Raw genomic sequence first — 12280 nt, 5'->3', positions numbered from 1 at the left:
TCCGCTGAATGAAAATTTTCTATGATTCGCGGTTTCATCGATTTCTAGTCGTAGGCACGCTCTCGGCGACCCTAAACCTTGGCGTGCTTTATGTCCTTGTCAGCAACGGCACCCCGTACCTCTGGGCAGCCGCCATCTCGTTTTTCACGATAAACTTTCTCGGGTACGTCTTAAACAGGTCTTTTTCCTTCGGACTCGGGCGCCGCATACACTTGGGCGAAACCCTGCGTTACTACTCTGTCATGGGGGCGAGTCTAGCGGTCAATTTATTGCTTATGTATGCACTAGTTGACACGCTAAACTGGCATTATTTGGTTGCAAGCATCTTTGTAACCCTAGCTCTGACAATGGCAAACTTCGCAGGCCACGCCTCCTTCTCCTTCTGCAGAACACAAAAGTTGCCAACGGCGACTAGCAGAGACACCGTGCTGCAGGTCAGCGCGTTCTTTCCTTCACACGGCGGGGGTGTCGAAATGGTTGCGGGCCGACTTGCTGGGCAGCTGAGCCGCTCTGGCATTGCCGTATGCTGGATGGCGGGCAAAACTCGGGACGAGGCAGCTCCTCAAGCCTGCCACAACCTCAAGGTTCTTCCACAACCCCACTGGAACTTCATTGAACGCCGCACGGGGCTGCCCTACCCAATCTGGGGTTTAAGATCATTCGCCACCTTATGGAAAAACGTGTCTCGCGCAAGCGTCGTTCATTTGCACGACTACCTTTACTTACCTTGCATAATCGCAATGGCGTTCGCCAAGCTGCAAGGCAGGCCAGTGCTCATCACACAACACATCGGGCACATCCCCTTCAGTTCGAAAACTTCGGCCACTCTTATCTCCATCCTTAATGCAACACTAGGCAAATGGATGCTCGGGTCAGCCGAACAAGTTGTATATATATCGCGAACAGTTATGGACTTTTTCGCAACAGCAATTCGCTATCGTGCGCCTCCACTGTTCGTACCCAACGGGGTAGATCACATCACCTACCAACCTGCACCAAGACCTGCCCGTAATAATACTGAAATCCGCTTGCTCTTCGTCGGCCGTTTCGTAGAGAAGAAGGGTGTACACCTGCTCCGCGGATGCGTCAATTTACCTGGGACTCACTGGACATTCGTCGGACGAGGACCGCTTTCGCCATCCGAATGGAATCAGCTTCCGCCCAACGTGACGGTACTTGGTCATGCCTCACCCTTGGACGTTGTTCCACTCTACCAGCAGGCTGACCTCCTCGTCCTACCAAGCGTTGGGGAGGGCTTTCCACTTGTAGTCCAAGAGTCTCTTGCTTGTGGCACGCCAGTATTAGTCGGGCATGAAGTTGCCGCCGCTTTCCCTGACCGTAATCCTGCTTGCGTGTTCTACCTAGACACGAGTAGAGGCGATCTCGAAATCCGGTTGCGCGAGAAGATTCGCTCGCTCGTCGCAGAACCCGACGTTCTCGAGCAAGCTCGTCCAGCAGCGATAAAACTCGCTGCGCAGTGGTCTTGGGACGCATGCGCCGGCCAGTATCTAGCCTCCTATCGTCGACTTGCTCAGCAACGGCACCCCCACCGCCCAACTAAGCACCTTTAGGCTGTATTCTGACCTGCCCTAGTCTGAATGCAGTACATTGTCCAGACGCAAACGGAAAATCTTCAATGTCCACTCCAAACCTCGTCGGCATTACCGGCATCGCCCGTCGTCTGGTCATGGATGGCTCGTTAGACGAGGCAACCGCACGCGAAGCTCTAGACAATGCCACGAGAGAACGCAGAGCGATTTCGGTCTGGCTTCGTGAGAAGAAGCTGGTAACGGCTGCACAGTTAGCAGCGGCCAACTCAATTGAGTTCGGCATGCCACTGTTCGACCCCGCCACCATGGACGCCGACCAAGGTGCCATCAAGCTAGTCAACGAAGAACTGCTACGTAAGCACGTGGTGCTTCCGCTCTTCAGGCGCGCCGGCAAGTTGTTCTTAGGCACCAGCGAACCCACCAACACCCGCGCCTTGGACGAGGTGAAGTTCCACGCCAATCTCACGGTGGAACCAATCTTGGTTGACGAAGACACCTTAAAGCGCACGCTGGAAGTCTGGCTGGACTCCACGGACAGTTTCAGCGACGCGCTGGAGGATGCCGAAGGTCTAGAAAGCCTCGAAGTAGGCGGAGACGAGGTCAGAGACTCTGGCAGCGACGTTAAAGGCGATGACACTCCCATCGTCAAGTTCGTCAACAAAGTGCTGGTGGATGCGATCAAAAAGGGTGCCTCGGACATCCACTTCGAGCCCTACGAAACCGATTACCGGGTGCGGCTGCGCATCGACGGCATCCTGAAGCAGGCGGCGAAGATGCCCGTGAAGCTGAACCAGCGCATCACCGCTCGGCTGAAGGTGATGGCCCAGCTTGACATCGCCGAGAAGCGGGTGCCGCAGGACGGCCGGATCAAGCTCAACCTCAGCAAGACCAAGCAGATCGACTTCCGCGTCAGCACCTTGCCCACGCTTTTCGGCGAGAAGGTGGTGCTGCGCATCCTGGACGGCAGCGCCGCCAAGATGGGCATCGACAAGTTGGGGTATGAGGACGACCAGAAAGCGCTGTTTCTGGAGGCCATCCAGAAGCCCTACGGCATGGTGCTGGCCACCGGGCCCACCGGCTCGGGCAAGACGGTAAGCCTCTACACGGCGCTGAACATCCTCAACGACGAGATCCGCAACATCTCCACCGTGGAGGACCCGGTGGAAATCCGGGTGCCGGGCATCAACCAGGTGCAGATGAACGTGAAGCGCGGCATGACCTTCGCCGCCGCGCTGCGCAGCTTCCTGCGCCAGGACCCGGACGTGGTGATGGTGGGCGAGATCCGCGACCTGGAGACCGCGGAGATCGCGATCAAGGCGGCGCAGACGGGCCACATGGTGCTCAGCACCCTGCACACCAATGATGCCCCGCAGACCATCGCCCGCCTGATGAACATGGGCGTGGCACCGTACAACATCACCAGCTCGGTGACTCTGGTGATCGCGCAGCGGCTGGCCCGGCGGCTGTGCGAGCGCTGCAAGAAACCGCTGGAGCTGCCGGAGGCGGCGCTGCTGGCCGAGGGCTTCACCAGCGACGAGATCCACGCCGGGCTGAAGATCTACGACGCCGTGGGCTGCGACGAGTGCACCAACGGCTACAAGGGCCGCACGGGCATTTACCAGGTGATGCCGATGAGCGAGGAGATCCAGCAGATCGTGCTGGAGGGCGGCGGGGCGCTGCAGATCAGCGAAGCGGCGCAGCGGGCGGGCGTCCGGGACCTGCGGCAGTCGGCGTTGTTGAAGGTGAAGAACGGGGTGACGAGCCTGGCGGAGATTGACCGGGTGACTACGGATTGAGCCGGGTCAGGCGCGGCGGGTGTCGGGGGCGTAGCCCCGACCTACGGCGAGCTGCGGCACCCGTAGGTCGGCCCTACGCGGCCGACGGGTGACCGAAGTACGCACGCCGTCACACGGATTAATTACACAAGGGCCGGCAACCGGCTACCATGCGGAAGTGAGCCGGCTGGGGAGGCCGGACCCAGGGGAGTTCAGTAATGGCCGTGACCCGTACCGCCGCCAAGACCGCCGCCCGAGCCAAGGGCAAAGCCGACCGGCCCGTTCGCCAGGGCGTGACCTTGGATACGTTCGTCTGGGAGGGCACCGACAAGCGCGGACAGAAGATGAAGGGCGAGGAGCAGGCGAAGAGCGCCAACCTGCTCCGGGCCGAACTGCGTAGACAGGGCATCAAGCCCACGGTGGTCAAGACCAAGCCCAAGCCGCTGTTTGGCGGTACCGGCAAGACGATCACCCCCAAGGAAATCGCGGTCTTCAGCCGCCAGATCGCCACCATGATCAAGTCCGGCGTGCCCATCGTGCAGGCGCTGGAGATCATCGGCAACGGGCACAAGAATCCGAAGATGGCCACGATGGTGAACGCCATCCGCTTGGACATCGAAAGCGGTAACTCCTTTCACGAGGCGCTGGGCAAGTATCCGGTGCAGTTCGATGAGCTCACCCGCAACCTGGTGAAGGTGGGCGAAGCTGCCGGCGTGCTGGAGACGGTGCTCGACAGCATCGCCACCTACAAGGAAAACCTTGAGACGCTGAAGGGCAAGATCAAGAAGGCGCTGTTCTACCCGGCCACGGTGATCGTGGTGGCGATCCTAGTCAGCGCGATCCTGCTGATCTTCGTGGTGCCACAGTTCGAAGCCGTATTCCAAGGCTTTGGCGCGGACCTTCCTGCATTCACACAGATGATCGTGGCTGCAAGTGATTTCATGGTCAGTTATTGGTGGCTGATTCTGGGCGTTACGCTTGCTGCGATCTTCGGCTTCATCTTTGCCTACAAGCGATCGGAGGCCATGCAGCACTTCATGGATCGCATGATCCTGAAGATCCCGGTGATCGGCCAGATCATGCACAACGCCGCCATCGCCCGCTTCTCGCGCACCTTGGCCACCACCTTCAAGGCCGGCGTGCCGCTGGTGGAGGCCCTGGAGTCCGTGGCCGGTGCCACCGGCAATACGGTGTACGAAAAGGCCACCTACCGCATCCGCGACGACGTGTCCGTCGGCTACCAGATGAACATGGCGATGAAGCAGGTGAACCTGTTCCCGCACATGGTGGTGCAGATGACCGCCATCGGCGAGGAAGCCGGCGCCCTGGACACCATGCTGTTCAAGGTGGCCGACTTCTACGAGGAAGAGGTGAACAACGCGGTGGACGCGCTGAGCAGCCTGATCGAGCCGCTGATCATGATCTTCATCGGCATCGTGGTGGGCGGCATGGTGATCGGCATGTACCTGCCCATCTTCAAGCTGGCCGCGGTAGTCTGATGATGCAGCGGAGCCCCTGACCGGCAATGGCGTACCTCGACACAAACCCCGCGCTCGGCTACCCGCTCGTGGCCGGGCTGGGGCTGCTGGTGGGCAGCTTCCTCAACGTGGTGATCCTGCGCCTGCCCAGGCGGCTGGAGTGGGAGTGGAAGCGCGATGCGCGCGAGGTGCTGGAGCAGACCGAGCTGTACGAGCCGCCGCCGCCGGGGATCGTGGTGGAGCGCTCGCACTGCCCGCATTGCGGGCACCAGCTGAGCTGGTACGAGAACATCCCGGTGCTGAGCTGGCTGGCGCTGCGTGGCAAGTGCCGCAAGTGCAAGGCGCCGATTTCGGCGCAGTACCCGCTGGTGGAGGTGATCACGGCGCTGCTGTTCGTGGCCTGCGTGTGGAACTTCGGGTTTGGCTGGCAGGGGTTCGGGGCGGTGGTGTTCACCGGGTTCCTGATTGCGCTGTCGGGCATCGACCTGCGCACCCAGCTGCTGCCCGACCAGCTCACCCTGCCCTTGATGTGGCTGGGGCTGATAGCCGCTTCAGACAGCCTGTACATGCCCGCCAAGCCCGCGCTGCTGGGGGCGATGGTGGGCTACGTGAGCCTGTGGTCGGTGTGGTGGCTGTTCAAGCAGCTCACCGGCAAGGAAGGCATGGGCCACGGCGATTTCAAGCTGCTGGCGGCGCTGGGCGCGTGGTGCGGCCTGGCGGGGATATTGCCGATCATCCTGCTGTCGGCGCTGTCCGGGGCGATCATCGGCTCGATCTGGCTGGCCGCCAAGGGCCGCGACCGGGCCACGCCGATTCCGTTCGGCCCGTACCTGGCGATTGCGGGGTGGATCGTGTTCATGTGGGGCGACGAATTGATCGGGGCGTACATGCGCTACGCCGGCCTGGCCTGACAGCAGGCCGCCCCTTGTAGGAGCGCGCCATGTGCCCTATCCATCCCGGCGAGATCCTGCGTGAGGAGTTCATGGCTCCGCTGGAGCTGAGCGCCAACGCGCTGGCGATCTCTCTGGGCATGCCGGCGACGAGGATCCACGAGATCGTGAATGGAAGGCGCGAGATCACCGCCGACACCGCCTCCTGGCTGGCACTGCAGAACGCATACGATCTGAAGACCTTGCCCAGCCTGCCCGAAATCGAACGCACCGTCCGGCCACGCGCCGCGTGATTTTCTTGCGTACCGAATTCATGCGGTACGCCGGGTTGGCCGCGGCGACGCCGGGGCCCCGGCCGATGGCTTCAGGGTACTGAAACGAGTACTATTTTATTCAATCAAGTACGGGAGCCCGGCATGGACAACACGCTTACCGCCGCCGAGATCAAGCGCCGCGGCATGGCTGCGATCGAGGAGGGTCTGCGCCGCGGGCCGGTGCGGATCATCAAGCGCAACAGACTGGCCGCAGTAGTGCTGTCGGAAGAGGAGTATCTGCAGCTGACCGGCGGCACCCCTCCGGCCCGGCCGGGAATGACCGCCCTGCAATGGCTGCTGGCCCAGCCGGGCACCGGCCGGCGCGGGAAGCAGGAAGTCGACCGGTCGCTGGCTGAAGAGCGCGACTGGTGATCGCCTTTTTCGACTCAAGCGCGCTGATCTATCTGCTGGAGGGCAAGCCACCGTTCGGCGATCACGTGCGTTCCGCGCTGGCTGCGCTGGAACAGGAGCATCCCGGGATGGAGGTGGCGCTCAGCCGCCTCACATGGCTGGAATGCCGCGCGGGGCCACTGAAGGCTGACGACGCCGAGGCCCTGCAGCTGTATGACACATTCTTCGCCCGGCCGGACCTGGTGTGGGTGGAGCTGGATCGCAACGTCGTGGAACTGGCCACGGCCATCCGCGTGCGCCATGGCCTGCGCACGCCCGATGCCCTGCAGGCGGCAAGCTGCCTGCAGCTGCGGCGCAGGCATGTGTTCCTGACCGGCGACGCGTCGTTCCGGCGGGTGCATGGCGTTGATGTGCAGATAGTGGGTAAAAACACACCATGAGCAACTACATCATCGGCCTGACCGGCGGGGTGGCATCGGGCAAGAGCGCGGTGGCGGCGCGGTTCCAGGCGCTGGGGGTGACGGTGGCCGATGCCGACGTGGCCGCGCGCGAGGCGGTGGCGGTGGGCAGCGCGGGGCTGGCGGAGGTGGTGGCGGCGTTCGGGGCGGACGTGCTGGGGCCGGACGGGGCGCTGGATCGGGCGGCGATGCGGCGGCGGGTGTTCAACGATGATGCGCAGCGGCTGAAGCTGGAGGCGATCGTGCATCCGCTGGTGCGCGCAGCGTTGCGCGAGGCGTGCGAGGCGGCATCCGGGCCGTATGCGGTGGCAGCGATTCCGCTGCTGGCCGAAGCCGGGCGCGAGGCGTATCCGTGGCTGCACCGGATCCTGGTGGTGGACGTGCCGCGCGAAGTGCAGCTGCAGCGCCTGCTGGCCCGCGACGGGATCGACGTGGCGCTGGCCGAGCGCATGATCGCGGTGCAGGCCACCCGCCAGCAACGGCTGGCGATCGCCGACGACATCATCATCAACGACGGCCCGCTTGAGGCGCTGGACGAACACGTCGCCGCCCTGCACCGCCGCTACCGCACCCTGGCCTCGCTCCTGTAGGAGCGCGCCATGCGCTCCTACAGGGGGGTGGCGGGGTCAGGCGCGGGGGGCCAGAGGGCGCGGATGGCGGCGATGCCCTGGGCGCCGTGGCGGCGGGCGACGGGGATGTCGGCGGGAGTGAGGCCGCCGATGGCGTAGATGGGCAGGGAGACGGTTTCGCGCAGGGCGGCGAAGCGCGTCCAGCCCAGGCCTGGGGCTTCGGGGTGCGTGGGGGTGGGCTGAACCGGGCCGAGGACGGCGAAGTCGCAGCCAAGGCGCTGGGCGTGGTGGAGTTCGGCCTCGTCGTGGCAGGAGGCGGCGACGGGCCGGGATCGGGGCAGCGGGCGTTCGTGCAGGCCGGCCAGCTGGGCGGCGCGCAGGTGCACGCCGGCACCGGTGGCGCGGGCCAGTCCGATGTCGCCGCCGATGAAGGCCTCGGCACCGGCGGCGTGGGCCAGGGCGACGGCCTGGCGGATGAGGGATTCGCGGCGCTCGGGGGAAAGGCCGGCCCGCCCGGCCCTGCTGTCCCCGGCCCCGCTGTCCCCGGCGCCGGCATCCGGCGTTGACGTCGGCAGGCGCAGATGAAGGCGGCGGACGCCGCTGGCCAGCGCGCGCTCGAGGCCGGCGAGCCATTCCGCATCGTTGTTCGGGGTTGCGCTGCCGATACCGTCCGGCGCGGGGGTGACGAGGTAGCGGTCGGGCTGGGTGAGCGCGGCGACGACCGGGATGTCGGCCGGGGGCATGGCGTAGCTGGCGAGCCTGTGCAGCGGAACCCAGGCCAGAGCCTGGCCTTCCTGGCCCTTGGGCACGCCCTTCCAGGCGCTCACGTGGCGTACGTCCAGGCGCAGGCGCTTGGTCGGATAGGCCTGGGGGACGGCGATCAGCGGGGCGCCGGGGCGCACTTCGATGCCGAGCTCTTCGCGCAGTTCGCGTATGAGCGCCTGCTCGGAGGTTTCACCGCGCTCGCGCTTGCCGCCGGGGAACTCCCACAGGCCGGCCAGATCGCGGCCAACGGTACGCCGCGCCAGCAGCACCCGCCCACGCGGGTCGGTGATGGCGGCGGCGGCGACTTCGACGACCGGCGTGCTCATGAAGCTGCCCCGCCACGTGGTGTAGGAGCGGGCATTTCGGGATCCGTGCGCCTCGGCTCAGGTCAGCTGGCCGTGGCAGTGCTTGTACTTCTTGCCGCTGCCGCAGGGGCACGGGTCGTTGCGGCCGACCTTGGCACCGTCGCGCACGACGGTCTGCGGACGCGGCATGCCCGCACCCGGCTGCGGGCGCTCGCCGTGCTGGTAGTCGGGGGTGGCGGCTTCCTCGTCGGCGCCGTAGCCGCCGGCCTCGGCGTGCTGGAACTCGGCCTGGCGCAGGCGCGCCTCGATCTGCCGCTTCTCCTCGGCCTCCATCGCGGCGATCTCCTCCTCGCTGCGGACGCGCACGCGCGCCAGCAGGGTCACCACTTCCAGCTTGACCTTGTCGAGCATGTCGGAGAACAGCTCAAAAGCCTCGCGCTTGTACTCCTGCTTGGGCTGCTTCTGGGCATAGCCGCGCAGGTGGATGCCCTGGCGCAGGTAGTCCATGCGCGCCAGGTGCTCCTTCCAGTTCTGGTCGACCACGTTGAGCATGATGTGCTTTTCCAGCATGCGCATGGTCTCGCTGCCCACCGCGGCTTCCTTGTCGGCGAACAGCTTGTCCACCTGCTGGTGCACGTGCTCGCTGATGCCCTCGGCGTCCAGCTCCTTCTCGCGCTCGACCATGCCGCGCAGATCCACCTGCAGGCCGAACTCCTCGGTCAGCGCAGACTCCAGGCCCGGCAGATCCCACTGGTCGTCGATCGACTCGGGCGGCACGTGGCGGTTGACCAGGGCGTCGACGGCGTCGGCGCGGATGGCCTGGATGTTGTCCTGGACGCTGTCGGCGTCGAGCAGCTCGTCGCGCTGGCCGTAGATGACCTTGCGCTGGTCGTTGTTGACGTCGTCGAAGTCGAGCAGGTTCTTGCGGATGTCGAAGTTGTGGGCCTCGACCTTGCGCTGGGCGTTGGCGATCTGCTTGGTCACCAGCGGGCTTTCGATGATGTCGTCTTCCTTCAGGCCCATGCGCGCCATCACCTTCTGCACCCAGTCGGCGGCGAAGATGCGCATGAGGTTGTCTTCCAGCGACAGGTAGAAGCGCGACGAGCCCGGGTCGCCCTGGCGGCCGGAGCGGCCGCGCAGCTGGTTGTCGATACGGCGCGACTCGTGCCGCTCGGTGCCCACGATGTGCAGGCCGCCGGCCTCCTTGACCAGGCGGTGGCGCTCTTCCCAGTCGGCGCGGATCTTCGCCTTCTGCTCCTCGCTGGCGTCCTCGCCCAGTTCGGCCAGCTCCACTTCAAGCGCGCCGCCGAGCACGATGTCGGTGCCGCGGCCGGCCATGTTGGTGGCGATGGTGACCGCGCCCGGGCGGCCGGCGTTGGCCACGATCTGGGCCTCGCGCTCGTGCTGCTTGGCGTTGAGCACCTCATGGGCGATGCCGGCCTTCTTCAGCTCGGCCGAGAGCAGCTCGGAGACCTCGATGGAGGTGGTGCCCACCAGCACCGGCTGGTTGCGGGCGTTGCACTCCTGGATGTCGCGGACGACGGCGCGGAACTTGCCGGCGCGGTTGAGGAACACCGCGTCCGGGTTGTCCACGCGGACCATCGGCCGGTGGGTGGGGATGACCACCACTTCCAGCCCGTAGATGCTCTGGAACTCGGACGCCTCGGTGTCGGCGGTGCCGGTCATGCCCGAGAGCTTGTTGTACATGCGGAACAGGTTCTGGAAGGTGACGCTGGCCAGGGTCTGGTTGTCGCGCTGGACCGGCACGCCCTCCTTCGCTTCCACCGCCTGGTGCAGGCCGTCCGACCAGCGCCGGCCCTTGAGGGTACGGCCGGTGAACTCGTCGACGATGATCACCTCGCCGTCGCGCACGATGTAGTCCACGTCGCGCTGGTAGATGGCGTGCGCGCGCACGGCGGCGTTGAGGTGGTGGACGACGTGGATGTTCTGCGGGTCGTAGAGGCCTTCGTCCTCGTCCAGGATGCCGGCCTCGCGCAGCAGGCGCTCAGCGTTCTCCTGGCCGGCCTCGGACAGGTGGATCTGCTTCTGCTTCTCGTCGACCCAGTAATCGCCCTCGCCTTCTTCCTCTTCCTGACGGGTCAGCGAGGGGATGATGCGGTTGACCTTGATGTACAGGTCGGGCGATTCCTCGGCCGGGCCGGAGATGATCAGCGGGGTGCGGGCTTCGTCGATCAGGATCGAGTCGACCTCGTCGATGATCGCGTAGTTCAGCCCGCGCTGGTGGCGGTCGGCCTTCGACAGCGCCATGTTGTCACGCAGGTAGTCGAAGCCGATCTCGTTGTTGGTGCCGTAGGTGATGTCGGCGTTGTAGGCCTCGGACTTGGTGGCGTGGTCCATGCCCGGGTACACCACGCCCACGCTCAGGCCCAGCCAGTTGTACAGCCGGCCCATCCAGGCCGAGTCGCGGCGGGCCAGGTAGTCATTGACGGTGACCACGTGCACGCCCTTGCCTTCCAGGGCGTTGAGGTAGGTGGGCAGGGTGGCGACCAGGGTCTTGCCCTCGCCGGTGCGCATCTCGGCGATCTTGCCCATGTGCAGGACCATGCCGCCGATCAGCTGCACGTCGTAGTGGCGCATGCCCAGCACCCGCACGCTGGCCTCGCGGCACACGGCGAAGGCCTCGGGGAGGATCTTGTCGAGCGACTCGCCGTCGGCGATGCGCTTCTGGAATTCGGGGGTCTTGGCCTGCAGTTCGGCGTCGGACAGCGCCTTCATCTGCTCCTCGAGGCCGTTGACCTTGTCGACGAGCTTCTCGAACTGTTTGAGCAGGCGTTCGTTGCGGCTGCCGAAGACGCTGGTGAGCAGGCGATTGAGCATGTGGGGTCCGGGATCCGATTGGGAAGGCCGGGCGCGCGTGGCCCCGGGCCTGGAAACGAAAAAGGGCGCCGGGCGCCCTTTTCACGGCAACTCAGGATTGTACCGTGGGGATGGGCCCGGCGCGTTTCAAGCAGACCGCGGGCCCTTGCTGGCGATCAGCCGCTCAGCTGCGGCTGGCGGCGTCGGCGAGGAACTGGCGCGGATTGAGCACGCGGCCGTTTTCCCACACTTCAAAATGCACGTGGGTACCGGTGGAGCGGCCGGTGGAGCCGGCCTTGGCCACTTCCTGGCCCGAACGCACCAGGTCGCCCACGCGCACGGTGTTGCGGGTGTTGTGGGCGTAGCGGGTGACGTAGCCGTTGCCGTGGTCCACTTCCACCACGTTGCCGTAGCCCGAGCGCCAGCCGGCGTAGCTGATCACGCCGTCGGCCACCGCCATCACCGGGTCGCCATGGCGGGCGCGGAAGTCGATGCCGCGATGGTAGGAGCGGCCGCCGCTGAAGGGATCGGCGCGGGTGCCGAAGCCGGAGGTGACGTAGCTGCTGGCCACCGGCGAGCGCGAGGGCACGGCCGAGCGCTCCATCTGGCGGTCGAACAGCAGCGCCTCGAGCACGGAGAGCTGGCCGCCGGAGGCCGCCAGCTGGCCTTCCACCGCGTCCATGTCCTGGATCAGGCCGCTCACCGGCATGTCCTGCACCGGGCCGACGCCGCCCAGCGCGACCGCCTCGTTGAAGTCGAACTCGCCGTCGCCCAGGTCGCCGACCTGGGTCAGGCGCTCGCCCAGCGCGTTGAGGCGGTTGGCCTGGGCCTGCAGCTCGGCCACGCGGGCAGCCAGGGCGTTGACCTCGCGCTGGGCGGCCCGGCGGGTGTCTTCAACCGCCGACTCCTGGCTGGCGAGCTGGGCCTGCAGGCGGGAGATCTCCGCCGAGCCCAGGCCGGCGCCGGCAAGCATGCCGGCCACCGCGATCACCGCGGCGGCGGCGAACG

11 protein-coding genes are annotated in these 12280 nt (G+C 65.5%); 8 read left to right on the top strand and 3 right to left on the bottom strand.

Features of this window, described 5'->3' with window-relative positions:
• The first annotated feature begins 8 nt into the window (after positions 1–8).
• The 8 genes from ACOZ90_RS12015 to coaE all read left to right on the top strand — a co-directional run bounded on the left by ACOZ90_RS12015 (position 9) and on the right by coaE (position 7406).
• Entirely contained in the window at positions 9–1571 is a 1563-nt protein-coding gene (locus ACOZ90_RS12015; RefSeq protein ID WP_422893887.1) for a glycosyltransferase, read from the top strand.
• Positions 1572–1636: 65 nt separating this feature from the next.
• Positions 1637–3346 carry a type IV-A pilus assembly ATPase PilB gene (gene pilB, locus ACOZ90_RS12010; RefSeq protein WP_422893886.1) on the top strand — a complete coding sequence of 570 codons (1710 nt, stop codon included), beginning with the start codon at positions 1637–1639 and terminating at the stop codon, positions 3344–3346.
• A gap of 197 nt (positions 3347–3543) precedes the next feature.
• Positions 3544–4824, top strand: coding sequence for a type II secretion system F family protein (locus tag ACOZ90_RS12005; protein WP_422893885.1), 1281 nt, complete (start codon positions 3544–3546; stop codon positions 4822–4824).
• A 26-nt stretch (positions 4825–4850) separates the two neighbouring features.
• The gene (locus ACOZ90_RS12000; RefSeq protein WP_422893884.1) at positions 4851–5714 is read left to right on the top strand and encodes a prepilin peptidase; all 864 of its coding nucleotides are present in this window, start codon (positions 4851–4853) and stop codon (positions 5712–5714) included.
• A 29-nt stretch (positions 5715–5743) separates the two neighbouring features.
• Positions 5744–5986, top strand: a complete 243-nt coding sequence (locus ACOZ90_RS11995; RefSeq protein ID WP_422893883.1) for a HigA family addiction module antitoxin — start codon at positions 5744–5746, stop codon at positions 5984–5986.
• Between the two features lie 123 nt (positions 5987–6109).
• A complete protein-coding gene (locus tag ACOZ90_RS11990; RefSeq protein WP_422893882.1) occupies positions 6110–6379 on the top strand; it encodes a hypothetical protein in 270 nt (89 codons plus the stop codon).
• Positions 6376–6798 carry a type II toxin-antitoxin system VapC family toxin gene (locus ACOZ90_RS11985; RefSeq protein WP_422893881.1) on the top strand — a complete coding sequence of 141 codons (423 nt, stop codon included), beginning with the start codon at positions 6376–6378 and terminating at the stop codon, positions 6796–6798. Before ACOZ90_RS11990 ends, ACOZ90_RS11985 begins: the two co-directional genes overlap by 4 nt.
• Positions 6795–7406, top strand: coding sequence for a dephospho-CoA kinase (coaE, locus tag ACOZ90_RS11980; RefSeq protein WP_422893880.1), 612 nt, complete (start codon positions 6795–6797; stop codon positions 7404–7406). The genes ACOZ90_RS11985 and coaE overlap by 4 nt, the downstream gene beginning before the upstream one ends.
• A gap of 17 nt (positions 7407–7423) precedes the next feature.
• Here the strand turns inward: coaE and ACOZ90_RS11975 are convergent, their stop codons facing one another.
• The 3 genes from ACOZ90_RS11975 to ACOZ90_RS11965 form a co-directional block, all read right to left on the bottom strand.
• Positions 7424–8476, bottom strand: coding sequence for a Nudix family hydrolase (locus tag ACOZ90_RS11975; RefSeq protein ID WP_422893879.1), 1053 nt, complete (start codon positions 8474–8476; stop codon positions 7424–7426).
• Positions 8477–8533: 57 nt separating this feature from the next.
• Positions 8534–11293, bottom strand: a complete 2760-nt coding sequence (secA, locus tag ACOZ90_RS11970) for a preprotein translocase subunit SecA (protein ID WP_422893878.1) — start codon at positions 11291–11293, stop codon at positions 8534–8536.
• Positions 11294–11456: 163 nt separating this feature from the next.
• Positions 11457–12245 (bottom strand): M23 family metallopeptidase, encoded by a 789-nt coding sequence (locus ACOZ90_RS11965; RefSeq protein ID WP_422893903.1) that lies wholly within the window; start codon positions 12243–12245, stop codon positions 11457–11459.
• Positions 12246–12280 lie beyond the last annotated feature (35 nt).

Source organism: Luteimonas dalianensis, assembly GCF_049339425.1.
Lineage (GTDB): Bacteria > Pseudomonadota > Gammaproteobacteria > Xanthomonadales > Xanthomonadaceae > Luteimonas > Luteimonas dalianensis.
Note: the sequence above shows the minus strand (reverse complement) of the source record. Positions and strands in the feature narration are given on the sequence as shown.